The sequence below is a fragment of the Paenibacillus sp. plas6 genome (genome assembly GCF_057221655.1).
This window is the reverse complement of sequence record NZ_CM170151.1, coordinates 3309005-3335226: the sequence shown is the minus strand read 5'-3', so window position 1 is coordinate 3335226 and position 26222 is coordinate 3309005. Positions and strand designations below refer to the sequence as shown.

Below are 26222 nucleotides of genomic sequence, written 5' to 3'. Positions count from 1 at the left end.
TTTAAGCTTTTTTGCGTTTAAGGTTTGGTAAAGCAACAGCAGCAATTAATAATGCTCCAATAATAATCAGTTGCGTTTGGGCATCGACATTGACTAATCCTAGTCCATAGCGAAGTAAGCCAATTAGAAAAATGGATATAATGGCACCAATCATTCTTCCTTTTCCGCCTGAGGTGCTAATTCCGCCTAATACAGCCATCGTAATAACTTCAAGCTCATACATATTAGCGATATTTGGACGTGTGCTTCCCATTTTTGAAGTTAAAAACAATGCTGTAATTGCTGCCATAAAACCTGTTAACGTATAAACGATTAATTTCACCCTGTTCACTGGTATTCCAGAAAATTTACTAGCGGTTGGATTATTGCCAATTGCGTACACGTAGCGACCGAATGTCGTTTTGTGCAGCAATAATCCAAAAAGGATTGCAAACACAATAAAGACAATAAGAATAAATGGAATCCCGGCGACATAACCCCAGCCTAAAAAATTAAACCATTTTGGAAATTTGCCAGCCGCTTGATCTTCTAAAATCATGTAGGCAATTCCGCGATACAGCATCATTGTAATAAGCGTAACGATGACCGCAGATAGCTCCTTGAACTTAACAATAAGCAATCCATTAACAAAGCCGCAAAGTGCACCAACAGCTAAACAAATGACAATTGCTAGCTCCATCGGCACGCCTTTGTTGTACAAGTCAGCCATAACAACGGAGGACAGCGCTACTGTTGAAGCGACTGAAATATCAATATCTGCGAGAATAATGACAAATACCATTGGCAGAACGATAAAGGCTTTATCTAAAAATGCCATCGTTGCATCCCGTAAATTGAAAAAATCTAAATAATACGGGGATAAATTAATGTTCATAATGTTTATTGCAATAAATAGAACAAGCAGCATCCATTCCCATTGGAGAAAAAACGTCTTAAGCTTGAATTCCTTTTTATCTAAAATGACTCTAGGCTGTACCATCATTAAATCTTCCTCCTTAATAGATAACTTCTATCTACGCCTCGTTTAACGAGCGCATTAGCAATTACAGCAATTAAAATAACGAAGCCTTGAATTGCTGTTTGCCAGAATGGAGAAACATTCAACAGTGGCAAAGCATTACTTAACATACCAAGTAATATAGAGCCCATAATAATACCTGAAATTTTTCCTGTTCCTCCCGCTATGCTTACTCCTCCAAGTACACAGGCTGCAATTACCGTCATTTCGTACCCCATTGCCGTATCACCTTGTGCGGAAGCGAATTTTGCTACCCATAAAACGCCAGCTAGTCCAGATAACCCGCCCATAATTGCATAAACAAGCCACAATATTTTTCCTTTATGAATCCCACTTATTTCCGCTGCATCAGGATTACTGCCAACTGCATAAATCTGTCTTCCTGTACGGGTATGGTTAATAAAGTAATAAGAAATGAGATAGACAACAATTGCTATAAATACTAAAGTATTAATCCCCAGAACAGAGCTTGTCGCAATAGCAATAAAGCTTTTTGGCATTTGGTGAGCGCTAACCCAACTGCCTCCGCTAATTGTAAAGGTAAGACCTCTGAATATGTTCATCATGCCTAATGTCGCAATAATTGGTAATATCTTAAATCTGGCAATTAGTAAACCTAATCCAGAACCGCAAACTATACCGATGACAGTACCTAACAAAATTGCTAAAATAGGATGCAATGTCGGGTATGCGCTTACAGTTTGAGCTGTAATCATCCCGGAAAGAGCTAATGTTGCGCCTATTGAAAGATCAATTCCTCGCGTAACAATAACTAGCATCATGCCAATAACAAGAATGCTTAATATGGCCGTATTTGTTAACATATCGCTTAAATTTTCGAAAGTTAGGAAGCTGCTATTTCTAATTTGAACAAAGAGTGCAAAAACGACAATAATAAGAATCATACCAACTTCTCTAAATTTCATTACTCGAGATGCGAGTGTTTTCTTGCTTTCTAACTGCTCTGTTGCAACTTGAACTACTTGTTGGCTCATAGTTCCTTCCTCTCACTTTCTCCTTTTTATACTGCTCAATTTACTTGACGAGTTGATTGGCCCTTATCCATTGCCGCTTCCAAAATACTCTCCTGTGTTGCCTCAGCTCTGTTTAAAATCTTTGTAACTCTCCCTTCTCTCATCACAACAACCCGATCACTTAAGCCGATAATTTCTGGCATTTCAGAGGAAATAAGAATCACGCCATAGCCTCTTGAAGCCAGTTCACCAATAATCTCATAAATTGCAGCTTTCGCGCCTACATCAACCCCTTTTGTCGGTTCATCTAATATGATTACTTTCAAATCTGAGGTTAATAATTTGGCAAATACAACCTTTTGCTGATTACCGCCTGATAATGAACTTACGAGGTCATAAATGGTATTTACTTTTACATTTAGCTTTTCAGCTAAAGCTTTCGCAATTTCACGTTCTTTTTTAGGCCGTAACCAGCCGAAATTGGCTAGCCGTTTTACCGCCGACAAGGTGACATTTCGATTAATATCCCAATTGAGGATTAACCCTTGTTTTTGTCTGTCTTCAGGTAAGTAACCTATTCCAAGCTTAATAGCATGCGCTGGCTTGCGAATGACAACTTCTTTTCCTTCCAAGTACACTTTTCCGCGATCATAGGAATCAATACCGAATAATGCCTGACAAACTTCACTGCGTCCCGCGCCCACAAGACCAGTTAAGCCAACAATTTCTCCCTTATGCAAATTAAAACTAATATCAGCGAAATATCCTGTTCGACCTAGACCTTCTAAGCGCAACACTTCTTCACCAATATTAGGTTCTTTTTTAGGAAATAATTGTGATACTTCACGACCTACCATCGCTACAATTAAATCCTCATTGGATATATCATGTACTCCCCAAGTTCCGATATATTTTCCATCGCGAAATACCGTTACATTGTTAGCAAGACGATACATATCCTCAAAGCGATGGGAGATAAAAATAATCGAAGCACCTTTATCTCTTAATTGCTCAGTTATTTTATATAGCTGCTCGCTCTCTCTTACTGTAAGCGCCGCAGTTGGCTCATCCATAATAATAATTTTTGCATCTGCCGATAATGCTTTAGCGATTTCAACAATTTGTTGCTGCGCAACACTTAGTGCCCCCATTACCGTCTTTGCCTCAAAATCTGCACCAAGCTCATTTAATAAACGTTGCGCTTCCCGATGCATTTCTTTCCAAAGAATTCGTCCCGTTGTTTTTTGAACTTTTTCATGCCCCATAAAAATATTTTCTGTTACCGTCAAATCAGGGTAACAAGTAACATGCTGATAAATTGCGGCAATTCCTAAAGCGGACGCATCATTTGGTCCTTTAAACTCTACCTTTTGCCCATCTACATATATCTCGCCTTCATCGGCACTATAAACGCCTGTAATCATTTTGATAAATGTGGATTTTCCAGCACCGTTCTCTCCCATAAGCGCATGAATTTCACCACGCCTTAGTTTGAAGTGAACATTATCTAGCGCTTTAACTCCTGGAAACACTTTAGTAATCCCTTTTAACTCCAGTACGAACTCGTTCATGATGCCCCACCTCTCTATATCTTTCTCTATAGGTTTAGTTTAGTTGCTGTCGCCTTTGCTCCACAGTAGACAGCATTCACTTTAGGGGGTGATTGTTCACTAGTTAGGCAACAAAAAAAGTCCGCCATGCGTTTTTATGCATAGTGGACTTTTTTGTTTTAAGGAAAAAATTTAATATTGCTTTATCAGTGCATCTCGATATTGTGACGGTGTCAAACCAACGATTTGCTTAAATAGTTTGCTGAAATATTTCACATCTTTGTAGCCTACTTTTTCACAAATGACCTGCAACTTATGATTTGGATTGTCCAAAAGCTCTTTTGCCTTTTCAATCCGCATTCGCGTGATGTAATCAAGCACTGTTTCTCCAGTTTGATTTTTGAAATATTTGCAAAAATAAGTCGGGTTCATATAAATTCGATCTGCTATACTTTTTACTGTTAAATCAGAGTCCAGATGAGCTAAAATCCATAGCTTCGCTTGCTCAACTGGCTCATTATTATGACGTGCCCGTTCTTGCTCAATACTGTTAATTATTTTTTCAATCCATGTTTTCATTTCCGATTTAAGCTCAGAAATATTAGCGGCGCGCTTTAACTCTTGTAACGCTACCTCTATCGAAGAAAAGCTGCTTTCATTGATTTCCATCCAAACAGCATAAATATTTAAGCAAACATATTCCGCCATCCGTTGAATTTGATAAGGATAATTAGATTTTTCAAGGAATTGAAAACAAAGCTGTAAATGCTCTAACGTCTCATCCATCTCCGCTCTAGCTAAACTAGACTTAAGTCTCTGAACTGCTTGCAGAAATGCCGGCTCCATCCGTTCAACATCATCCGCATTTGTCAAAGCACATTCAATTGAATTAGCGCTAAACATACGGTTTCCGCCATAAACTAAGCGGTATGTCATTAAACTTATGGCTTTCTTCATTATATTTCTTAATAAATATAGCTCCTCGATCGGTTCTGGCAAGGCGATCGATACTGTAAATGGAGTAAACCGCCTAATTTGTGTACAGATTTCCTTTGCAAGTAGCGCTGCCTGCTCGCGCACAAGTTCGAGATGACTAATATCCCTGCTATAAAGAAGCAGCCAAAATCCTAAATTTTCTCTCCACAGCCAATTTGTTAAAGCACTTTGCTGACTAATTTCATTAATAATATTTTCCATCGCATACGTATAAGCTTTCCAGTCTGTTTTTGAGTATGACCTCGCTTTTACAGGCAACATATCAAGGCTAATATACAATAAGGAATACACGCCAACTGGAAAATCTTCAACCCAATAACCAAGCTGTGAAAGATCGATGGTAGAGGAGGTAACTTCCATAAGCACCTTCGTTTGCTTTGTACGACGCAGCAGTTCAGCTTTTTTCTCTGTCTCAAGCTGCTTTAATAACTGATTTTTTTCACGAAAAATATGATTCGATATTTCTTGAAGTCGTTCTCTAAATTGCTCGCGATCAATTGGCTTTAGAATATAATCAACTGCACCCTCGCGAAGCGCTGTTTGAAGATATTCAAAATCATCATAACCGCTAATAAATAATGGAAAAAAATGATAACTCTTTTTTGCCTCCCGTACAAAAAGCATGCCATCCATTTCAGGCATTTTTACATCAGTAATTACAAGATCAACGGCACCATTTATAAGTCGCATTGTTTCAAGTGCTTCTAATCCGTCTGAACATATAGCAACGATTTCAAACTGCTCGCCGCTTAGTAATACCATTCGTTCAATGCTTCTACGAATTCTTGCTTCATCATCGACAATCATCGTTCTAATTTTTTGCACTGTCCGCAACCTCCCTTCTCTTCCATTCATAACTTTGCTCAAGTTCTAACACTGAAATTAGCGGGATTCTTATAATTATTTCTGTGCCTTTACCTTCTGTGCTGTCAATTTGTAAGCCGTAGTTTTTACCAAATAACATCACGATTCGCGAATGAACATTAATTAGACCGACACCTTTTCCTTTTTTGTCATACATAGTCCTTTTGCCAGACAATGATTCTCTAATTTGATTTAATCGCTCACTTTCGATCCCAGGTCCATTGTCTCTTATTCGGAAAACAATATCGTCCATCCCGCTTCCTGCGCCAAACTCTCTATTCACGTTAATATGGATATGAACTCCTTTGCGTAATTCAAGTCCATATTTAATTGCATTCTCGACGATGGGCTGAATAATAAATTTAGGGCAACACCATTGTTCCAGTTCAACCGTTGATTGAATTGTAAAAAATAATCGCTCTTCAAAGCGATACGTTTGAATCGTTAAATAGTCACGTACATGTTGAACCTCCTCAAAGATTCTGACAAGCTTGGATTCATGATTATTTAGCGAAAAGCGAAGCATTCTCCCAAGTACAGTAACCATTTCAACGACTGTTTCAGACTCGCCTTCCTCGACAGCAGACCCAATCGTTTCTAAAGTGTTGTACATAAAATGAGGATTAATTTGAGCTTGTAAAGCTTCAAGCTCCGCTTCCCGCTGTCTTATTTCAATAAAATAGTTTTTCTCAATAAGCTCCCTGATTGTTGTAACCATTGAATTGAAGCTTTTAGCTAGTAAACCTATTTCATCTTGCTTTTTAATTTGCAGATCAACGTTAAAATTACCGCGCTCAACATGCCTCATTAATGCGCTTAACCGTTTGATGGGTCGTGAAACATTTAAGGTAACAATAATAGATAGGGCAGAGCTTATACTTACAAATATAATAAAAAGAAGAATCGTTACATTCTTCACTAAATCCGTCCGTTCTGTTAAAGCCTTTAACGGTATACTATGTGCAAGCAACCAGCCGAATTCCTTCATCTCATACATACTAATAATGCTTGACAGCTCATTAGAATCGGCTTGAAAGCTTCCGCTATAGATGGGATACCTGTCGATTTCTTCATCCATATGCCCGATCATTGCTTCATTATTATGGTAAATAATCCGGCCTTGCTTGTTCATTACCCATACGTTTGCTTGAAACTTTTTCTCAATTTCCGAGAGAATATCATGCATAAATGTCAGCTTAACTGCAATATATATCGTTCCTAAATTGCGACGATTATCAAAGTCTGGAATAGGTTTTTGAATCATAAAATAAGGAGTTTCTTCTTCAAACTTAATAGCTAGTTCACCAGGAAGAATAATAGAAGCGTTGCGATGACGCTCGAAATTGACATGAGTATTGGCAGATAATTGACCTATTGCTTGTAAATCTGCTGCACGGATTTCACTGCGCGTACTATAAAACAGTTCACCATTAGATTCAACAAAGACACCAATGATATTCGGCTGATTACCATTAATAAACGTTCTCGACAAAAAGCCATTTACGATAAAGCGTTCCTGTTGCTCCTCAGAGAAGTTCATTTGCTCATTATTTTTTTGGCGGAGTATTTTTACAATATCATTTGAACTGTAAATAAGATCAGACATATTTAATATTTCATCAAGCTGTTTTTGAATATTACGGCTAGCAAGCGATAGATAGCCTGGCAAATATTCAGCAAATTGCAGCTTGATAGACTTTGTATATTGATGATAGGAGAGATAACCTAACAAGGACATTGGAATGACCGTTAACAGCAAGTAGGCAATAATTAACTTGGAGCCGAACCTCTTCATAAAAGGTTTGCGAAACCATCTATTAAAATTCATATTGATCAACATTATCCTTATCAAAATCTAATGGTTCTCCCATGATGACGACGTCTTCTTTAACGCGAATTGTTCCTACGTTATCAATTTCTTGACCGTCATAGGGCAGGTTGCCATCGAGTAAATTTTTTGCAAGTATGACAGTTAAATAGCCTAAACGCTTTGAGCTCCATAATGTTGCTACTTGTGCGCTTCCATTTTTCAAATAATCTCTCATAGAGTTCGGAGATGATAAGCCTACAACTTTAACTATCCCTGTTAATCCAGCTTCTTCCACGGCTCGCGCTGCGGCTGGCGGTCCAACTGACGAATTCCCAATAATTCCTGCCAATTGCGGGTAATCTTCTAACAATTGCTTAGCTAGCTGATAGGCAATTTCCTCATTATCATTGTTAGCCACTACTTTTACTAGCTCCATCTTCGGATAATATTGCTCATGTTGAACTTTTATCCAATACAGCCATTCATTTAGATTAGCGGCTTGTAATGAACCTGTCATAATGGCAAACTGCCCTTGTTCATCAGTATTTCTTGCTAATGTGTCCATTAAATGTCTCCCTAACGTTTCAGGATCTACCATATTCACGAAAAACTCTCTGCCCGACGGGTCTATATCAGCATCCCATGTAATGACCCTAATTCCTTTCTCCGCTGCTTGCTGTAAAACTGGCAGCAATAACTGAGGATCGTTCCCTGAAACTGCGATAACATCAACGTTTTGCTCAATTAACTGTTGAATAACGTCCAGTTGTGCTTGTGCATCAGCAACATCTGGCCCCTTATAAATAATGTTAACCCCTAATTCTCTAGCAGCTTCCCTCGCTCCATCCTCTGCAGCGCTAAAATAATCTATTCCTTCCAGTTTTGGTACAACGGCGACAGTATAATTATTTGAATGTAACTGAGACGATTGGATTCCCTCAAAACTAGGTGTATAAAGAACGGTGTAGTTCGTATTACTCGGTTTATTTTGGCAAGCGCTTACAATCAATAGTATTACTAATATCCCGAATATTCTCAGCTTCATAGTAATTTCCTTTCTGAATGATGCTTGCTTCAAAGAGTACACTTACGATAATCAATGGTAATAAATTCATATTACCATTTAAATTGCTTATTGGATAAATCATTCAAGATAACTATACATTTTCTTTTTTAAACTTTATTATAACTTAGCGCGTTTCCAACAATATAGGGGTTAATCTTCACTTGTGGGGGATAATTCTCACTTTTTGCTGCTTAATATTTTAAATAGCAAAAAGGGTGAAGAGCTTGCATCTCTTCACCGCCTAATTTCTTATTTTCATGCGTTCGTAGGGTCTCTATTTATTTAGCTTTACAATCCATACATCGCGTCCAGCTAGCTCACAGCTTCCTTGCAGCTTATGACCGCTAATTAGCTCAATTCCGCTATACTTCCCAAGGTCAACATTTACTGCCTCAGCATTATGGTTTAAGACGAATAGATATTGTGTATCATCTTTGTAACGAATCGTCGCTTCAACATTCTCTGGCATATTTGCGACGATTGGTTCAATGCCGCGCGCTGCACAGATGCTATGTAGCCAATCGCTAATAAACGCTTTTTCAGCCCCGGTTGCCAAATACCAAGCTTCACCTTTACCAAATTTATTGACAGTTAAGGCAGGCATTCCTGCATAGAAGTCTTCTCCGTATACAGCCTTAACCTCTGCTCCCTCGGAGTGAATAAGGTCACAAAGCATACCGCATGAATATTGCTCTTGCAAGCCAGCTTCCTTATCCGTTACAACTATACGATTACTTTGACTAGGCAATAGCGCATCAATTTCTTCTGCCCATATGCCAAGCAGCTTTCTTAATTCCCCAGGATAACCTCCTAGCGTAACGAGATCGCTTTCATTAACGATACCGCTAAAGAACGTTGTAATTAGCGTGCCTCCTGCTGCTACATATTGCTCTAATTTATTTGCAACCCCTTGTTTTACCATATACAGCACTGGAGCTATGACCAGATCATAGCCGCTAATATCCGCTTCTACACTAACCATATCAACAGCTACGCCTGCTTTATAGAGTGCTTCATAATATTTATGCACTTCATCAACATAACGCAGTGCAATTGTTGGACCGCTAGACAGCTCGATTGCCCACCAATTTTCCCAATCAAACACAATTGCTACTTTCGCCTTAAAAGAAGCATCAATGATTGAATCGCCAAGCTGCTCAAGCTCTTTGCCAAGCTGCGCACATTCACGGAATACACGCGTATGTTCATGACCAACATGCTCAATGACAGCCCCATGATACTTCTCACAAGCACCAATGGAACGGCGCAATTGGAAAAACATAATTGTGTCCGCACCTCTCGCTACCGCTTGATAGCTCCATAAACGCATAACTCCTGGACGTTTTAAGGAATTGTATGGCTGCCAGTTTTGCTGACTTGGCGTCTGCTCCATTAGCATAAATGGCTGACCATCCTTTAAGCCGCGCATCAAATCATGCATCATACCTGTATAGCTGTGAGGGGTATCAAAGCTTGGATAGTTATCCCAAGACACAACATCCATATGCTTCGCCCATTTATGGTAATCCAGCTTTTTGAAGGCTCCCATTAAATTGGTTGTGACAGGAATATGCGGTGTATGCTTTTTCACTGCCTCATACTCAAGCTTATAGCATTCTAGCAAGCTATCGGAGTGGAAACGCATATAATCTAATGAAATACCTTGGAAGCTTGTTCTTACTTGTCCGTTTTCTCCAATCCATTCCTCACTTTGACCATTTGGCAAAACAATATCATCCCAGCTATAGAAAATGTGTCCCCAGAAGCTGGTGTTCCATGCACGATTTAGCTCATCCAGCGTACCATAACGTGCCTTTAACCATACACGGAATGCTTTTTCACAGTTCTCACAGTAGCAGTTGCCTGCTCCACCATACTCATTATTAATATGCCAAATTAATAAGGCAGGATGATCCTTGTAACGTTCAGCAAGCTTTTCCGCCATACGAACTGCATATTTGCGATAGGTCGGGCTGTTTGGGCAAGAATTGTGACGACCACCAAATTTACGTTTATTACCATTAAAATCAACTTGTAGTACATCAGGATATTTACGTGCCATCCAAGCAGGATGTGCAGCAGTGCTCGTTGCAAGACAAACGCCAATCCCTGCTGCATGCAGCTTGTCCATCATTTCATCCAGCCAATCAAAGTTATACGTCTCCTCATCCGGTTGATTTTTAGACCAGCCAAATACATTTAATGTAGCTACATCAATCCCAGCCAACTTAAACATCCGTAAATCTTCATCCCAAATTGCTTTATCCCATTGATCAGGGTTGTAATCGCCACCGTACCAAATTTTTGGCTTGTTTGCGTTGATCATTTCAACCACCTCATAGATATATGATAAAAATGCATTTCACTCTTTTATCATATGACTTATAATTGCAGTATCAAATATAAAATATCAGAGTTATTATATAAGAATCTGGAGGTTTTTCATGAGACGCGTCGTGCTTGCAAAACCAATCCAATTACTTCCCTTGCAGCTCGAAGAAATTGGGATAAACCCTGATCAAGAAATGATGAATCGACCACAAGGCTATCCCGTTTATCATTGGCTGCATACAATTGATGGTGAAGGCGAAATTGTTGTCGCTGGTAAAACATGGCGATTGCCTATTCGTACTGGAATACTGCTAGCTCCCGGCATACCACATCGCTATGAAGCAAAGAACGGCTGCTGGCAAACTGGCTATATTACATTTCAAGGCAGCGCTGCCTCAAGCTTTATTCAAGCTTTTGGGTGGGGGCATAGCAGAAAATTTCAATGGGAGATTAGCAAGGGTAGTATAAGCTCGCAATTTGAAGAGCTATTGAATCTCGCAGAGGCAGGTGCTGATCCTTCGGGTTGGCATTATTCTGCAAATATTTATCGCTTTTTAACCCTGCTTCATACCGATGCTGCCCATGCCGATCATCGACCCTCGATGTCCAAACGACTTGAGCGTATTCAAACATTGCTGGATTGGTTGGATACAGAATTTCCCAATCCTTCAATTGGCTTAGCGGAAATGGCGGCGCAGCTTGGCATCGGCGAGCGTCAATTGAATGAACGATTTCGTGAATTATTCGGTATATCAGCTTATGCTTATTTAATTCAATTGCGCCTTCGTAAGGCAAAAGAATGGCTGCCAGCACGACCAGAATGGACGGTCAAACGAATTGGCGAAGCAGTAGGCTTTCGCGATCCAAGTCACTTCGTCGCTACCTTCAGACAAAAGGAAGGTATGACTCCTGAAACTTATCGCAAGCTGCACTATACTGGAAGTAATATTATTGCAGAGGATTAGTGAATTAAAAAAGGAGACTTATGTCACCAATATCAAAATGGATAGATAAAGCAGGTGATTCTTATTATCTATCCTTATTTTTATAATGAATTGTTCCGCTCAGGGTGTAAAAACATTGACAGGGGATGCAATTGTAATTCGCGAATTCCATCAACAACTAACTTTGCAATTGCCAGACCGCCATTTTCTTGAAAATGGGTATTATCTCTTACGCCATTTGAATAATTTAACCATTCCCCCCGCTCACCCCAAAGAAAAATATGTTTTGTTCCTTCCGCTCCAAGCTCCTCAAATAGTTGTTTGCTTTTATCTGCTAAATCAATAAATGCGACTTCCTCTTCCTCAGCAAGTTTACGAACTGCCTCCAAATAATCACCATGCGTATTAATAATTTTATTATCATTATCAAAATAGCGGCGATGCACAGAATTTAGCAACACTGGCGTTGCCTTTACAGAACGTGCAGCATCAATATATACCTTCAAATATTGTGGGAACGTGGTTGCAGGCTCTGTATGTCGCTCTTCATCTCTTTTTTCATCGTTATGGCCAAACTGAATAAATAAGAAATCGCCTTCCTTAATCGTCTCCATAATTGCATCTAATCTGCCCTCACTGATAAAGCTTTTGGAGCTTCTTCCGCCAATGGCATGATTTGCAACGACTACATCATGTTTAAAATAGTAGTTTAGCATTTGCCCCCAGCCTGAAAATGGATACCCTTCTGGAGTGGAATCTGTTACAGTCGAGTCTCCTGCTAAATAAACAGTAATTTGTTGTTCTGAAGGAGTAATCTCTAACGCATTAATTCGAGGAGCAAGTCCGCCAAAGCTAAGTTTAAGTTGACCATTGCGTACATTTACGCCAAATTGCTCCCGTACAATTTGCCCTGCTACTGTTTGATAGCCTTTTAATACAAGATGCTCGCCGTTCGTTTTTAGAGTAGTATTAGTTGGTGCAAGCTCATCTCCGATTAATAACGAAACAATATAGTTCCCATTTGGCAAGTCAACAACAAATGTTGTATCAAATGGAATGCAAAAATCTCCTGAAAGTTGCTGTTCTGATCGTTTTTTGGAAGACACAGTAGCAATTGAAATGAAGCCATACCCGATACTTGCATTATATTGACTGGATGCTGTCACTTTTTTATAGTTTTCTTTCGTTGTCCCTTCAATTCCAAAATCAAAATTCCAATCCATCCCTTTGCTTCCTCCATCGCTTTCAATGTTCTCGATATAAAAAGTTAGTTAATCCTTATCTCCATATTTCTTTTACTGTAGCCCAAATTTAGTATATAATCGACTATAATAATTGCTCATTTCAATTAAAAGTTGCATTTCTTGCAGGGTGGAATTTTGAGAGCGCTTTAAAAGAGTTGCCCTTCATTTTTAAAAGGGATGCACTGCTTGAGGAGGAGCATTCATGGGAATATATAAAAATAGTTCTGGGACAATTGAAGTAGATCATTATAAGCGTAAAGGTTTTTTTACGATGCCTGACCATCATGCACATGATGTATATGAGCTATATTATTTGTTTACTGGAGAACGAACTTTTTTTATTCGTGACCGTTCCTATCGTATTGAGCGCGGCAGTTTTGTTTTCGTAGAGAAGGAAGAGTTGCACAAAACGATTGATACAGAGGTTCCAAATCATGAACGTGTTGTTCTTTACTTTACATCAGAGCTATTAACAGGTTTTCCTATAGAAGGTCACAGCGGTATTATTACGTTAGCTCCGCAAGAGCAATATAAAGGTGAAGCTTTGGTAAGAGAGATTATTGCCGAGGCCAAAGGTGATGCACCTGCTCGTGATTTAATGCTGGAAACATTACTTAAGCAACTGCTAATCTTACTCTTTCGCGCACAGCATGAGCAACCAGCACAGGAGCAAGAGGTTTCTAGTGTCCAGAAAGTCATTTCTAATATTGCCGCTTATGTCGGTAACCATTATAGTGAATCGTTGCGCTTAAATGAGGTAGCAAACCAATTTTTTATAAGTCCTTATTACCTAAGTCGTAAGTTTAAAGAATGTACGGGCTTTGGTTTTTCTGAATACGTACAGCTAGTCCGAATACGTGAAGCTCAGCGATTGCTGCGCGAAACGAATTTAAAAATGATTCAAATTGCTGAGCAAGTAGGAATTGAATCTGTCGCAAATTTCTATAAGCTGTTTAAAGCAACGAACGGCTGCTCTCCCTTGCAATATCGTAAACGACAGCAAGCATTTCTTTTAAATCATACGAAACATGTAAGCCAATAAGAGAAATAATGTTACACTATTTCTCTTATTGGCTTATATAATATCTACTACTCATTCTGATAATTATTAAGCATTATTGCTACTCCATGTTACATCACATTCCCAACAAACTATATAGACTACACTTATAACTCATATCACAGCATTCTATAAAGCAATACTTGTAAAATAATCCATAATTAATGTACACTATTTAACAAATAGAACACACTATAAGGAGTGGCAATCATGAAGTTGGAACGTGAGCTTGCATTAGAGATTGTAAGAGTAACAGAATTAGCTGCATTAGCCTCCGCCCCTTGGATGGGCTTAGGTGAAAAAAATGGAGCTGATGGGGCAGCAACAGAAGCGATGCGTAAAATGTTTGAAACCGTCTGTATGAAAGGAACAGTCGTTATTGGCGAAGGAGAAATGGATGAAGCACCTATGCTCTATATCGGTGAAGAAGTTGGCGCTGGTCAAGGACCAGAGCTAGATGTTGCGGTTGACCCGCTGGAAGGAACCGAGCTCGTTGCAAAAGGATTAAACAACGCTATGTCAGTCGTCGCTGTAGCCAACAAAGGCGAGCTATTAAATGCACCAGATATGTACATGGAGAAGCTTGCCGTTGGACCTGCTCTTGCAGGAAAGTTATCTTTACTAGATCCAATCGAAGATACGTTACAAAAAGCTTCACAAATTTTATCAAAGCCGCTTAACGATTTAACGGTTACTATTCTTGACCGTGCGAGACATCAAGATATGATTGCCAGAGTTCGAAAACTTGGCGTACGAATTAAACTACTTTCTGCCGGAGATGTTGCCGGTGCAATTGCTCCTGCGTTTTCTGAAACTGGAATAGATATGTATATCGGATCAGGCGGTGCCCCTGAAGGAGTGTTAGCTGCAGCTGCACTAAAATGCTTAGGAGGGGAGCTGCAAGGAAGATTAATGCCAGAAGATGATGAGCAAATCCAACGTTGCCTAGCTATGGGACTTGCGGATCCAAGAAAGCTGTTAACAATGGAAGATATGATTGGTAAGGGTGATGTTATTTTCGCAGCAACAGGAGTAACACCAAGTGATTTTCTTGGCGGTGTGCGTTATTTGCCTAACAAGCGTGCAGAAACGTTTTCGATGGTAATGCGCGCACAAACAAGAACGGTACGTTTTATTCATTCTATTCACGATTTAACGATGAAGCCATATTTTCAGCAGCAAGGAGTCCATCCTTTACAGCAGGCACAATCTGCAGTATAGCAGTTTTTCAGAATAGATATGTAAGCATGTCTAGACAGCTAGCACTTATTCAGCTATCCGTTATTTAGGAGGAAATAATCATGGAACAAACCTTTGTAATGATTAAACCTGATGGTGTAAAGCTAGACTTAATTGGAGCAATTATTCAACGCTTTGAAAATAAAAGACTGCGCCTTGTGCGTGCTGAATTAATTAAACTTTCAATTGAACAAGCAAAAGAGCATTATCGTGATTTAGCGCATAAGCCATTTTTTAACGAACTGATCGAATTTATTACCTCTGGTGAAGTGTTGGCAATGGTATGGGAAGGACCAAATGCCATTAAAGCAGTCCGTTCCTTAATCGGCGCTACTAATCCAGTAGAGGCTGCTGCCGGTACAATTCGTGGTGATTTTGCCATAGAAGTAGACAGCAATATTATTCATGGATCAGACAGTATAGAAAGTGCAATAAGAGAAATTGGGCTTTTCTTTCCTTCCTATGCAATCAATAAATCCGTGTCTTAATGCAGTACAGAAGAGCTAAAGATCGTGTATAATGAGAAGCAATATGATATGTGTTTGACGAAGGAGGTTATTGGCATTCAACTCACACAACGACAAATTGACATTCTTGAATTTGTTCAAGCTCAATCTCCCGTAACAAGCGATCAAATTGCTGATTATCTTAATGTAAATCGTGCGACATTACGCTCTGATTTGGCTGTACTTGTCATGCTCGGTTACTTAGATGCTAAACCGAAAGTAGGCTACTTTCCAGGTAAAACGCAAAATGTTACTGCATGGAGTTCTCGGCTAGATATGATGAAGGTGAGTGATGTACAAAGTGTTCCCTTCGTCATATCTATGAATGCTACCGTTCAAGACGCTGTTATTACTTTATTTCTTGAAAATGTAGGCAGCTTAATTGTCACGGATCAGCGCGGCGCACTTGTCGGTATGGTTTCACGCAAAGACTTGCTTAAAGTGACGCTTGGCAACCAATCTGCGCCAACAATGCCAGTTAGCCTTGTTATGACTAGACAGCCTAAAATTGTTACAGTTGAACCTGATGAATCCGTTTTATCTGCCGCCAAAAAGCTACTTACGCATGAAATCGGCATGCTGCCAGTCGTTCGTAAAGTAACTGGTGAAGACGGCACTATGTATCTTGAACCAGTCGGTCGAGTTACAAAAACAACAATGACGGAATTACTTCTCAGTTTAGCTGCAGACCCTTTTGCAAAGGATGGCAATCGTGTATGAGTATAGACAATCAGCAGCAATGGATTTATGTCTGCTCGGATTCAAGAGGGACAACGGCTGAAACTGTAGCACAGGCGACAATTAGACAATTTCAAAATAATGGGGTTCAACTAAAGCGCTTTGCTGGGCTTCAAGATGAAGAAGAAATTAGAGCAATCGTCAAAAAGGCAGCAGCTGAGGGAGCGCTCATTATTTATACATTGGTACAACCAGAGCTGCGAGAAATGATGCGACTTGAAGCTGCACTATATAATATTCACGCCGTTGATGTGATGGGTCCGGCAATGAAAGGCTTTGTTGGAACGTTTCATGAACCAACTCGTTCAGTTATTCAGCATCCTCATGCAATGGATGAGGAGTATTATCGACGTATTGAAGCTATTGAATTTGCTGTACGCAATGATGATGGCAAAAGCTTAACTGAGCTGGAACAAGCAGAAATTTTGCTAATTGGTGTTTCCCGCACTTCTAAAACTCCGCTTAGCGTTTATTTGGCACATAAAGGCTATAAAACAGCTAATATTCCAATTGTGCCAGAGGTTCAGCCGCCAGAAATATTGTTGCAACTTCCAAGTAAAAAAATTTTCGGATTAACGATGAGTGCAGAGAAGCTCGTGCGGATTCGTGAAGCTCGTTTGCAAGATTTAGGCTTAACGCAAGGCGCTCAATACGCAGAGCTAGAAAGAGTAAAGCTAGAGCTAGCCTATGCTCGTCAGTTTATGGAACGCATTGGCTGCCTTATTATCGATGTAACGAATCGGGCAATTGAGGAAACAAGTGAACTTATAATGGAGTATGTAGCTGCGCAATAGATCACTCTTTTAACAGAGTGATCTATTGCGCAGCTGGCAGTATTTGTGAGTAGCGCTTGTTGACGTTGAAAGACTCGCTTTGTTGACAAGAGTGAGTATATTCCGCTAGCACACTTTATAGGGTTACTCCGTCTTTAAAGATGGCAATTTCTTTAAAGCCGTTGCGCTCGTTGTGGGTTTTTAGCTCTCCTGAGGCGAGAGCGATGATTTGCTGCCATAGCTCATCAGCCAGCTCCCCCATTGTTTTTTCACCCAACAAACGTCCAGCGTTAAAATCGATCCAATTGCGTTTCCGCTCTGCTAGTTGTGAATTGGTTGCAATTTTTACTGTTGGCACTGGTCCGCCAAATGGTGTGCCCCTTCCTGTTGTAAACAATACGATATGTGCGCCAGCTGCGCTAAGTGCAGTTACAGACACTAGATCATTTCCAGGAGCCTCTAACAGCGTTAATCCTTTTTTCTTAACTCGCTCACCATAACCTATTACATCGGTTACGATTGCATGTCCTCCCTTTTGCGTACAACCAAGCGATTTCTCCTCTAAAGTAGTTATTCCGCCAGCCTTATTTCCTGGCGAAGGATTTTCATAAATTTCCTGACCATGACGGATAAAATATTGCTTGAAGCCATTTATTAAATGAACTATATCATCAAACACTTCACGACTTGCCGCACGTTCCATTAAGATCGTTTCTGCACCAAACATTTCCGGAACTTCGGTTAATATTGCTGTCCCGCCTGCAGCAGTTATGCGATCAGCAATTACTCCAGCCAGCGGGTTGGCAGTAATACCCGACAAACCATCAGAGCCTCCGCATTTTAAGCCTATTTTCAAGTTTGAAATAGGCACAGGCTGACGCTTAAAGCTTTCCGCATACTCCACTAATTGCTCGATCAATTCTAACGCTTCTTCTATCTCATCCTCAGATTGCTGAGCTTTAATAAATTTAATGCGCCGCTCATCATATGCGCCAATTGCCTGCTGAAAAGATTCAATCTGATTATTTTCACAGCCAAGTCCTATAACGAGCACACCAGCAGCATTTGGATGATTAACGAGTGAAGCAAGCAGCTTCTGTGTATATTTCAGATCATCGCCTAATTGTGAACATCCATAAGGATGGGCGAAATGATAAATGCCATCCACTCTTCCCGCATACATGGCCGATGCTTGACGAGCAACCACTTCACAGGTTTTATTAATGCAGCCTACCGTATTAATAATCCAAATTTCATTACGAATGCCTACCTCGCCGTTTTCCCGAACATAGCCTTGAAAAGTCGCAGTCTCACCTAAACCTGCAGCTTGCTTATCTCCGACAACTGCACCTGCATGAATCGAAGCATATTGATAATCTAAAATTCCTTTTAATCCTGTCGCAAGATTATGGGTATGGACCCAATTACCAGGCTGTATATCTGTTTGTGCCACACCAATCGAATAGCCAAACTTTAACACATGATCCCCTTGTTTAATAGGCTGCAAGGCTATTTTATGACCGAATGGAACTTCATCTAAAATTGTTAAACTTCTGCCATCATCGAGTTGCACAATTTCCCCCTGTTTATATGGACGCAGTGCTATTACAACAGTATCTTTTTCATGCAATCTAATCCATTCATTCATAGCGTTGCCTCCCATGAGCTAATGATGTTCGTTAACTGCTGCGCAAGCTGAGGATAAGCAACATGCAAATTCTCTTCCCAAAGCTCAACCTTTGATAAAATGGCAGCAATCGTAGCAAGTAAAGAGCGTTCTGCGCAATTATACAGCGTCCATTCACTTGCGAGCTTCTGTAATAGCGCCGGATCATCACGCAACAAAATACGTTCGCCAGATAAGCTTACACCCCAATAATGCTCATCGACTTCCACTACGCGATAGTGACGTAATAGTGCAGCAAATGCAGTTGCTAACCCCATTGGCAGCAGTTCATCGTTCTCTGTTGATTGCTTAGCAGCTGTTGCTGTCCTTGCCGCTTGATTCTCCAAATAAAATTTAATTGAAGGCAGCAAACGTGTTTTAAATTTACTTAGACTATTCATCGAAATATCTGACAATCGATGCTGAATAAATGGATTTAAGAAACGTTGCAGCACTTCTTCAGCATAGCTATATAGCTGTTCTTGATCATATGGTAAGGATGGGATAATTTCATTAGCGATAGTTGCCCGGATGAGTTCACCAAGCTCGCTATCTTCCATCGTTAAACGCACTTCTGAAAAACCCTTTAACATCCCCAGTAAAGCCATAAACGTATGAGCGCCGTTAAGAATGCTAACTTTACGTTGCTGATAAGGCTTTAAATCATCTACCCATAGAACATTTAAGCCTGCTTTAGCAAGCGGCAGCCTCTGCTCATGCTTTTCTGTCCCTTCGATTGCCCATAAATGATAAGGTTCTGCAGTAGTCAATAGCGGATCAGTATAACCCCACTCAGCAAACCAGATTTTAGCTTGTGCTTCTGCTGGATAACCTGTCACAATCCGATCAACGAGAGAGTTAAGAAAAAGATTATGCTCTTTTACCCAATGAATAAAAGGCTCAGGCAAGTTCCAGTCCTTGCAATAACGCAATACGCATTCCAATAAAGTATCTCCATTGCGTTCTAGCAGCTCACATGGTAAGCAAAGCAGCCCCTTATCTGCCGCTCCATCAAATGCCTGATATCTGCGATATAACAAAGCAGTCAACTTTCCAGGATAGGATTGGATCGGCTTCTCATCCTCCCATGCTTCTTCTCGATAGACAAGCCCTGCTTCAGTTGTATTGGAAATGATTACGCTAAGCTCAGGTACTTCTGCCAATGAAAGAAAGCGCTGCCAGTTTTCATATGGGTCAAACACTTGTGAAAATACTGATATAATCTCACTCCGTTCCACAGGAGTGCCTTGCTCTAAGCCTCTAGTAACTAAAGTATATAGTCCTGCCTGCTTAGCTAAAGCTTCGATTTTCGCCTTGCCGCTTGGACGAGGTTGCACAACAGCTACGCTTCCATTAAACAACCCCTGCTTACGACTTTCATGCAGCATCCAATCGACAAAGCCGCGCAAAAAATTCCCCTCGCCAATTTGCAGAACTTTCACCGGTGCATGTTGCACTTCAGCAAAGTACTGCTTCTGCTCACTCGTTAACGCTTCAACATTTAAATTCATGGATTTAGACCCCTTTAATCCAAATTAAATCTTCCTTTTCTTCATTATAGAGAACATTGATTGTATAAAAAATGCTTGTTATCGTGCAATTTATACTCTATTTTGATATCTATTAAATTGTTTGCTAAACTAGATAAAGCTTAAATGATTTATCTTATTTCCCCGTGAGGTGTACAATGAATCCTTATCGTAAAACGTTTGATTTCAATGCCGATTTTCCTTTTACTTATGTTTATCGTGATATAAAAAGTGCACAAAATGAGCTTCCCGACCATGTACATGATTGGTATGAATTTGTCTATATTCACTCTGGCAGAGGCACTTTTTTTATTGATCATACCTTTTATGATGCTGAACCTGGGGATATTTTTCTTATTCCTGGCAATACGCTGCATCGTTCATTTCCTTTAGATGAAGATCCAAAAGTAGGAAGCGCGCTTTATTTTAGTGCTGCGTTTGTTCATGCGACTTCATTAGGGGATTCCTTCAATTATCTTCAACCCTTCGAAACAGCCAAGCAGCACCAATCTTTTCGACTAACGCTTCATTCTGAGCTAAGAAACTCTGTCGAGGCGCTGCTAGATCTGATTCATCAGGAACATATGCAACAAAGGACAGGCTATCGACAAGCAATACGTTTATATGTACAGGAACTGCTTATCCTAATTGAACGGTATGTAGAGGAAGCTTGGGGAATGCAAACTAACAAACGTGCGAATTCTCCTTTACCGCAATGGATGGTAGATGCCCTTCAATACGTTGATGCTCATCCTGAGCAAGATCTGAGTCTAGCTGCATTGGCTTCCCGAGCAGCAGTTACATCTGCCCATTTTTCTCGAGTATTTAAGCGGCTAACAGGGATGAATGTTACTGATTACGTAACGGCAAAGCGAATAATGAAAGCTAAAGACCTGCTGCGGCAACAAGACAGTAATATTGATGTAATTGCAGAAAACTGCGGCTTTGGCAGCCTTACTCATTTTCATCGTAAATTTAAAGACATTACAGGAATGACACCTGCTCAATATAAACGTGACTGTTAAGCGAAAGGTGAATCGTGAATAAGGCTTGCTCCTGCTATAACGATTCGCTATAGTGTAAATAAGCTTTCGAATTGCTGATTGTGAAGTTACTGGAGGGATTATCGTTGAACGATAAGGTCATCACCCACTTTAACCATGATTTATTTCATTTCGTTTATCGACGAGTCAGTATCAATAATCATCAACTGAAAGAAACGTTCCACTCCCATCGAGGCACGGAAATATTATTGATTCATCAAGGAAAAGGAACGATGATTATTAACAACGTAAGCTATGAAATTAAATCAGGTATGCTCTGTCTGTTTCAACCTTATCAGCTCCACCATCTGACATTGGATTATTCAGAGGGACAGACGTTTGAACGCTCATTAATTATATTTGAGCCGTCAGCATTTGAAGCATACTTTACTTCCTTTCCTGAACTTCATACATTTTATCAAATGGTTAACTTCGGTAAACTCGCTGCTCCCTGTGTCTATAATATACAAAATCACCCCGAGCTAGAATTGCTTTTTCATAGTACACAGCAACGACTGCCTGCTATATCTGAAGCTGAACAGCTAGAAGAAGCTTCATTATTTCTTATTAGTTTATTTCGCTGTATGAAAGGATTTTGGCCGACTCAAGCTAAGCAAATTCCTTCCCATCGTTCACGAAAGCAGCTTCATATCGAGCAAATTTTAGACTGGATTGAGCGCCATTATACAGAGCCGTTTCAATTAGAATTGATGGCTCAGGAACTGCATCTATCAAGCTATCATTTATCACATTTATTTAAAAAGACAGTAGGCATCTCGCTGACCGAATATATTGCGACTCGCAGAATTCATCAGGCATTAATTCTATTAACGACAACAGATAAACCAATATCGTGGATTTCTGAGCAAATTGGTATTACAAATTACTCATACTTCTGTAAATTTTTTAAAGAGCGAATGGGGATTACGCCACTTCAATATCGCAAAAAATGGGTAAATTAAAAGCGCAAGTGCCTTATTTGGGACAGCTTGCGCTTAAATATTGCTTTTATTCAACACGGGTTGCATTTAATTGGGCAATCAAGCTAAGCTCTGCCGCCTTAAATGCGTGCTCCTGTGTCATTGCATGTTCAGTTCGGTTAAGACAATCGAGAATAAATTGACCGAAGAACGGAGAACCAACCTGCCCCGCTACATTAATATAATGTTCACCAGTACCGTTAACAAGATAAACATGATCACCTCTTCGGTCCTTAGCTATATCTACATATTTTCGCAGCTCAATATATCCATCTGTTCCTAGTATTGTAGTCCGTCCATCTCCCCAAGTTGAAAGTCCATCTGGCGTAAACCAATCTACTCTAAAGTAACCTGTTGCTCCATTATCACCAATTAACGTTGCATCACCGAAATCTTCAAACTTTTCATATTGCTTGTGATGATAGTTCGCAATTTTACTATGTACAACCTTTGCATCACGCGCACCAGTAAAGTATAAAAATTGTTCTGCCTGATGACTGCCAATGTCACATAAAATACCGCCAAAACGATCTCGATCAAAAAACCAATCAGATCGCATATGAATACTCGTACGATGCGGTCCTAAGCCAATCACCTGCAGCACTCGCCCAATTGCTCCCTGCTCAATAAGCTGCCCTGCAAAAACTGCACTTTCCGAGTGCAATCTTTCACTGTAGTAAACTGCGTATTTACGGCCTGTTTCTACGACCTTTTGCTTTGCAAGCTCTAACTGTCCTAGTGTTGTTAACGGGGCTTTGTCAGTAAAATAATCTTTTCCATGCGACATAACACGAAGTCCAAGCGCACAACGCTCAGAAGGAATTGCAGCTCCTGCTACAAGCTGAATACTAGCGTCCTGTAAAATCTCCTGCTCAGATGAAGCTACTTTTACTTCTGGATATGTCTGAACAAATTGCTTAACCTTGTTTGGGTCGGGATCATATACGGATACTAATTGTGCCCCTGCTTCAATTAGACCATTGCACATGCCGTAGATATGTCCGTGATCAAGACCAATTGCAGCAAAGCGAAATTCTCCGCATTCGCATACAGGATTTGGCTTTCCTTGCGGGGCATAAAACATACCATTGCTCTTATCCATTTATTTTCTCTCCTCCAAACTGCTGCCCGTTGTAATTTCAAGGTCAGCAAAATTTTCTACATGACTGTTTTTTTCATAGAAATAAATTGCATTTTTAAGTACGCCTTCTCTTGTGTAGAACGGATCATCTGGCTTAAGCGGCAGTTCAACATATTGTCCCGTGCTGGCCGATTTATAAATCCCCATAATAAGCTCTAACGTAGCACGCCCGCTATTTCCATCAATTAATGGAGCTGTATTACTTTCAAGCGCAGTTAGAACATTATCAATTTGCCCTGCATGACCTTCGTGCTGCAGATTTGGTAGCTGCTCATAAAAGCTATGAATCTTTTGCTCAAGTTCGATATTCTTCTCTGGAAAGCCATTAGGCTGACTAGTTGATGCCCATACCTTCCAAGGAGCGGAAACTCTTGCATTTAAACCTTGAAATATAAGTTGTTGTTCCTCTCCATGATGAACGACTGAACTCGTCAACTGACCTAGTGAGCCATCTGCATAACGCAATATCGCTATCGATAAATCTTCAATTTCGGCGTTATCATGGGCAACATTGCTCATAATCGCCTGAACACCAGTCGGGCGACCTTGCATCCAAAGTAATGCATCGATATGATGAACTGCATGGTTCAGCGTTGGACCGCCGCCTTCTTTTTCCCAAGTGCCGCGCCACCATAAATCATAGTAGCAATGCCCTCTCCACCAAAATGAATCAACTTGTGCGTGTACAATTTTTCCTGCTAAACCGCTGTCCAAGACAGCTTTTAACTTCATCATTGGATTTCTAAAGCGATTTTGTGCAACAACGGATACCATTTTATTATTCCGCTTTGCAGCCTCGTTAATTTCATCACATTCTTTTAAGGAAGAAGCCATTGGTTTTTCTATCAATACATTGCTTCCTGCGTTAAGAAAATCAATTGCAATTTGAGCATGTACATATGGCGGTGTACAAATAGAGACAAGATCGATATTTTTGTTTAGCAATTGTTTGTAATCCTGTACGGCGACAGCGTTTAGTCCATACTTTTCGATTCTTGCTTGTGCCTTATCCAAATATAAATCACTGATAGCTACAATTTCACAGCGATCTGTAAATTTCAAATATCCTTCAATATGAGCTGTTGAAATAGCACCAGCGCCAATAATGGCTACCCTTAACATATGACTACCTCCAAATTGGTTAATTGTCTGCAGTGCTTCGAACTTCACTTCCATCATAAGAAAATCGCTATGCAATTTGTCTTGCTCTATTGTGTGAAAAATAACGCTGTATTGCGGTTTTACAGGAAATTAAATAACGTTGGTTAATGGTGAGCGAAACTTTGCAAAATCTGATACAGCTAATTTTGAAAGCTATGAAACATTTGAATAATTAAGAGAAGACTTGCATATTTTATTTGATTCAATTACAACGAAGCTGAAAGAAAAAAGAAGTGGAAAACAAGAGGAAATTATTCGTAGAGATGCTATCGCAAAGCAATATGTCAGTAGCTGAAATCACTGCAAAAACAGGCTATACAAGCGGCTCTTGTCGTATTAAGTTGCCACCATTACAGAGAGAAGAAGCGAACTAGAGCTAAATCATCAATGTGAAGATTCAACTTTAGTTCGCTTTTTTAGGCAAAAAACGTTTTATCTCTGCCTTAAAATCATCTCTATTGTAATGTTATACCTGCTTCTTACCAAAACAATTCCTTATATCCATTCAATCTAGCAATGCCTTCAGCAAAATAGTAGTCTCCGTAGATTAGCGGAACATCGATGTTTTTTTGCTCAGGAAAATGACTTGTACCATGTAATATTAAGCCTTCTTCATCTTTATCCCATGCACCATAATTGACATATAAGGAATGAAGAATTTTCTTGCCTGCTTCATGATAAAATGCCGCTTCATACTCCATTACTTGCTCAGCAATATGCAATAACCCGCAAGCGGCAATTGCGCCTGCTGATGAATCACGGTATGCTGGAACATCCTCTGGCAAGCGAAAATCCCAATGCGGCACATGATCCTCTGGTAAGTTAGCGATAAAGAAATGCGCTGCCCGTTTAGCTGCATTTAAATATCGCTCATCCCCAGTGTATTGGTAGCTAAGACTTAGCCCATAGATTGCCCAAGCTGTTCCGCGAGACCATGCTGAATGAGGAGCAAAACCTTGCCCTCCTTTTACTTCGATCTTTTCCCCTGTCTCAGGGTCAAACACAACAATATGGTTAACCGAGCCATCAGCCCGAATAAAATGCTCAAGCACCGTATCAGCATGTTTAAGCGCAATATGTTTAAAGCGAGGATCGCGCGTTTCCTTACTCGCCCAGTACAGCAATGGCAGGTTCATCATACAATCAATAATTGCCCAACCCGTAAGCTCTCCATTCCAAGCTCTTATGTAATTGCCTTGAACATTAAAGCGTGCAGCGAGTAAATTAGCAGCTAACAGTGCTCTCCGTTTAGATTGCTCATCGCGCAGCAGCTTGTAGCTTACTCTGCTAGTTAACGTCCACATAAAACCAATATCATGATCAACTATCAATGAATCAGTTAATAAAACATCTAACTGTGCTTCACATAGTTGTGCAGTTTGTTTCAACTGCTCATCCTTCGTTTCACGATAAACTAACCATAATAATCCTGGCCAAAATCCTGCTGTCCACCATCTTGCAGGCTCTAATTGGTAGCGGCCATTATGACTTGCATGTGGAAAGTTTGCACCTATACGTTGATGCACCTTTGTTACCTTATTCGTAATCTTATGCCAAGCTTCTTGTTCCCAAGTTTCTTGTGTTGTCAT

The 26222-nt window shown here is 40.1% G+C and carries 21 protein-coding genes; 8 read left to right on the top strand and 13 right to left on the bottom strand.

Annotated elements, in window-relative coordinates:
• Position 1: 1 nt before the first annotated feature.
• The 7 genes from AC2TDL_RS14805 to AC2TDL_RS14775 form a co-directional block, all read right to left on the bottom strand.
• Positions 2-982 (bottom strand): ABC transporter permease, encoded by a 981-nt coding sequence (locus AC2TDL_RS14805; protein WP_484696842.1) that lies wholly within the window; start codon positions 980-982, stop codon positions 2-4.
• Positions 982-2013 carry an ABC transporter permease gene (locus AC2TDL_RS14800; RefSeq protein WP_484696841.1) on the bottom strand — a complete coding sequence of 344 codons (1032 nt, stop codon included), beginning with the start codon at positions 2011-2013 and terminating at the stop codon, positions 982-984. Before AC2TDL_RS14800 ends, AC2TDL_RS14805 begins: the two co-directional genes overlap by 1 nt.
• Positions 2014-2048: 35 nt before the next feature.
• Positions 2049-3563 carry a sugar ABC transporter ATP-binding protein gene (locus tag AC2TDL_RS14795; protein WP_484696840.1) on the bottom strand — a complete coding sequence of 505 codons (1515 nt, stop codon included), beginning with the start codon at positions 3561-3563 and terminating at the stop codon, positions 2049-2051.
• 171 nt (positions 3564-3734) lie between these two features.
• A complete protein-coding gene (locus AC2TDL_RS14790; protein WP_484696839.1) occupies positions 3735-5363 on the bottom strand; it encodes a response regulator transcription factor in 1629 nt (542 codons plus the stop codon).
• Entirely contained in the window at positions 5350-7230 is a 1881-nt protein-coding gene (locus AC2TDL_RS14785; RefSeq protein WP_484696838.1) for a sensor histidine kinase, read from the bottom strand. The genes AC2TDL_RS14790 and AC2TDL_RS14785 overlap by 14 nt, the downstream gene beginning before the upstream one ends.
• Complete coding sequence (locus AC2TDL_RS14780) at positions 7220-8257, bottom strand: autoinducer 2 ABC transporter substrate-binding protein (RefSeq protein WP_484696837.1); 1038 nt, start codon at positions 8255-8257, stop codon at positions 7220-7222. The genes AC2TDL_RS14785 and AC2TDL_RS14780 overlap by 11 nt, the downstream gene beginning before the upstream one ends.
• A gap of 295 nt (positions 8258-8552) precedes the next feature.
• The gene (locus AC2TDL_RS14775) at positions 8553-10604 is read right to left on the bottom strand and encodes a beta-galactosidase (protein WP_484696836.1); all 2052 of its coding nucleotides are present in this window, start codon (positions 10602-10604) and stop codon (positions 8553-8555) included.
• Between the two features lie 118 nt (positions 10605-10722).
• Between AC2TDL_RS14775 and AC2TDL_RS14770 the strand changes: the two genes are divergently transcribed.
• Positions 10723-11574 carry a helix-turn-helix transcriptional regulator gene (locus AC2TDL_RS14770; protein ID WP_484696835.1) on the top strand — a complete coding sequence of 284 codons (852 nt, stop codon included), beginning with the start codon at positions 10723-10725 and terminating at the stop codon, positions 11572-11574.
• Positions 11575-11654: 80 nt separating this feature from the next.
• On the opposite strand, the gene AC2TDL_RS14765 is transcribed toward AC2TDL_RS14770, so the two are convergent.
• Complete coding sequence (locus tag AC2TDL_RS14765; RefSeq protein WP_484696834.1) at positions 11655-12776, bottom strand: rhamnogalacturonan acetylesterase; 1122 nt, start codon at positions 12774-12776, stop codon at positions 11655-11657.
• 223 nt (positions 12777-12999) lie between these two features.
• Here AC2TDL_RS14765 and AC2TDL_RS14760 point away from each other — a divergent pair, with 223 nt between their 5' ends.
• From AC2TDL_RS14760 to AC2TDL_RS14740, 5 genes are all read left to right on the top strand, one after another.
• Entirely contained in the window at positions 13000-13839 is an 840-nt protein-coding gene (locus AC2TDL_RS14760; RefSeq protein ID WP_484696833.1) for a helix-turn-helix domain-containing protein, read from the top strand.
• Positions 13840-14073: 234 nt separating this feature from the next.
• On the top strand, positions 14074-15078 hold the full coding sequence (glpX, locus tag AC2TDL_RS14755; protein WP_484701203.1) for a class II fructose-bisphosphatase: 1005 nt from the start codon (positions 14074-14076) through the stop codon (positions 15076-15078).
• A gap of 80 nt (positions 15079-15158) precedes the next feature.
• Positions 15159-15584 (top strand): nucleoside-diphosphate kinase, encoded by a 426-nt coding sequence (gene ndk / locus AC2TDL_RS14750; RefSeq protein WP_484696832.1) that lies wholly within the window; start codon positions 15159-15161, stop codon positions 15582-15584.
• Between the two features lie 24 nt (positions 15585-15608).
• Complete coding sequence (locus tag AC2TDL_RS14745; protein WP_484696831.1) at positions 15609-16322, top strand: helix-turn-helix transcriptional regulator; 714 nt, start codon at positions 15609-15611, stop codon at positions 16320-16322.
• Positions 16319-17134: a pyruvate, water dikinase regulatory protein gene (locus AC2TDL_RS14740; protein WP_484696830.1), complete on the top strand. Its 816-nt coding sequence runs from the start codon at positions 16319-16321 to the stop codon at positions 17132-17134. Before AC2TDL_RS14745 ends, AC2TDL_RS14740 begins: the two co-directional genes overlap by 4 nt.
• A gap of 115 nt (positions 17135-17249) precedes the next feature.
• Here AC2TDL_RS14740 and AC2TDL_RS14735 read toward each other — a convergent pair whose 3' ends face one another.
• Both AC2TDL_RS14735 and AC2TDL_RS14730 read right to left on the bottom strand, forming a co-directional pair.
• Positions 17250-18761 (bottom strand): UxaA family hydrolase, encoded by a 1512-nt coding sequence (locus tag AC2TDL_RS14735; protein ID WP_484696829.1) that lies wholly within the window; start codon positions 18759-18761, stop codon positions 17250-17252.
• Positions 18758-20290, bottom strand: coding sequence for a tagaturonate reductase (locus AC2TDL_RS14730; RefSeq protein WP_484696828.1), 1533 nt, complete (start codon positions 20288-20290; stop codon positions 18758-18760). The genes AC2TDL_RS14735 and AC2TDL_RS14730 overlap by 4 nt, the downstream gene beginning before the upstream one ends.
• Before the next feature lie 176 nt (positions 20291-20466).
• On the opposite strand from AC2TDL_RS14730, the gene AC2TDL_RS14725 reads away from it, so the two are divergent.
• Positions 20467-21333, top strand: a complete 867-nt coding sequence (locus tag AC2TDL_RS14725; RefSeq protein WP_484696827.1) for an AraC family transcriptional regulator — start codon at positions 20467-20469, stop codon at positions 21331-21333.
• 104 nt (positions 21334-21437) lie between these two features.
• Entirely contained in the window at positions 21438-22313 is an 876-nt protein-coding gene (locus AC2TDL_RS14720) for a helix-turn-helix domain-containing protein (protein ID WP_484696826.1), read from the top strand.
• A gap of 46 nt (positions 22314-22359) precedes the next feature.
• On the opposite strand, the gene AC2TDL_RS14715 is transcribed toward AC2TDL_RS14720, so the two are convergent.
• From AC2TDL_RS14715 to AC2TDL_RS14705, 3 genes are all read right to left on the bottom strand, one after another.
• A complete protein-coding gene (locus AC2TDL_RS14715) occupies positions 22360-23433 on the bottom strand; it encodes a Gfo/Idh/MocA family protein (protein WP_484696825.1) in 1074 nt (357 codons plus the stop codon).
• Positions 23434-24594, bottom strand: a complete 1161-nt coding sequence (locus AC2TDL_RS14710) for a Gfo/Idh/MocA family protein (RefSeq protein WP_484696824.1) — start codon at positions 24592-24594, stop codon at positions 23434-23436. It abuts the gene before it with no gap.
• Positions 24595-25112: 518 nt separating this feature from the next.
• Positions 25113-26222, bottom strand: a complete 1110-nt coding sequence (locus tag AC2TDL_RS14705; RefSeq protein ID WP_484701201.1) for a glycoside hydrolase family 88 protein — start codon at positions 26220-26222, stop codon at positions 25113-25115.

Bases quoted from the DNA above. Each gene is read 5' to 3' on its own strand.
- AC2TDL_RS14805 (WP_484696842.1), bottom strand. From the start codon at position 982: ATGATGGTACAGCCTAGAGTCATTTTAGATAAAAAGGAATTCAAGCTT.
- AC2TDL_RS14800 (WP_484696841.1), bottom strand. From the start codon at position 2,013: ATGAGCCAACAAGTAGTTCAAGTTGCAACAGAGCAGTTAGAAAGCAAG.
- AC2TDL_RS14795 (WP_484696840.1), bottom strand. From the start codon at position 3,563: ATGAACGAGTTCGTACTGGAGTTAAAAGGGATTACTAAAGTGTTTCCA.
- AC2TDL_RS14785 (WP_484696838.1), bottom strand. From the start codon at position 7,230: ATGAATTTTAATAGATGGTTTCGCAAACCTTTTATGAAGAGGTTCGGC.
- AC2TDL_RS14780 (WP_484696837.1), bottom strand. From the start codon at position 8,257: ATGAAGCTGAGAATATTCGGGATATTAGTAATACTATTGATTGTAAGC.
- AC2TDL_RS14775 (WP_484696836.1), bottom strand. From the start codon at position 10,604: ATGATCAACGCAAACAAGCCAAAAATTTGGTACGGTGGCGATTACAAC.
- AC2TDL_RS14770 (WP_484696835.1), top strand. From the start codon at position 10,723: ATGAGACGCGTCGTGCTTGCAAAACCAATCCAATTACTTCCCTTGCAG.
- AC2TDL_RS14765 (WP_484696834.1), bottom strand. From the start codon at position 12,776: ATGGATTGGAATTTTGATTTTGGAATTGAAGGGACAACGAAAGAAAAC.
- AC2TDL_RS14760 (WP_484696833.1), top strand. From the start codon at position 13,000: ATGGGAATATATAAAAATAGTTCTGGGACAATTGAAGTAGATCATTAT.
- ndk (WP_484696832.1), top strand. From the start codon at position 15,159: ATGGAACAAACCTTTGTAATGATTAAACCTGATGGTGTAAAGCTAGAC.
- AC2TDL_RS14740 (WP_484696830.1), top strand. From the start codon at position 16,319: ATGAGTATAGACAATCAGCAGCAATGGATTTATGTCTGCTCGGATTCA.
- AC2TDL_RS14735 (WP_484696829.1), bottom strand. From the start codon at position 18,761: ATGAATGAATGGATTAGATTGCATGAAAAAGATACTGTTGTAATAGCA.
- AC2TDL_RS14730 (WP_484696828.1), bottom strand. From the start codon at position 20,290: ATGAATTTAAATGTTGAAGCGTTAACGAGTGAGCAGAAGCAGTACTTT.
- AC2TDL_RS14725 (WP_484696827.1), top strand. From the start codon at position 20,467: ATGAATCCTTATCGTAAAACGTTTGATTTCAATGCCGATTTTCCTTTT.
- AC2TDL_RS14715 (WP_484696825.1), bottom strand. From the start codon at position 23,433: ATGGATAAGAGCAATGGTATGTTTTATGCCCCGCAAGGAAAGCCAAAT.
- AC2TDL_RS14710 (WP_484696824.1), bottom strand. From the start codon at position 24,594: ATGTTAAGGGTAGCCATTATTGGCGCTGGTGCTATTTCAACAGCTCAT.
- AC2TDL_RS14705 (WP_484701201.1), bottom strand. From the start codon at position 26,222: ATGACAACACAAGAAACTTGGGAACAAGAAGCTTGGCATAAGATTACG.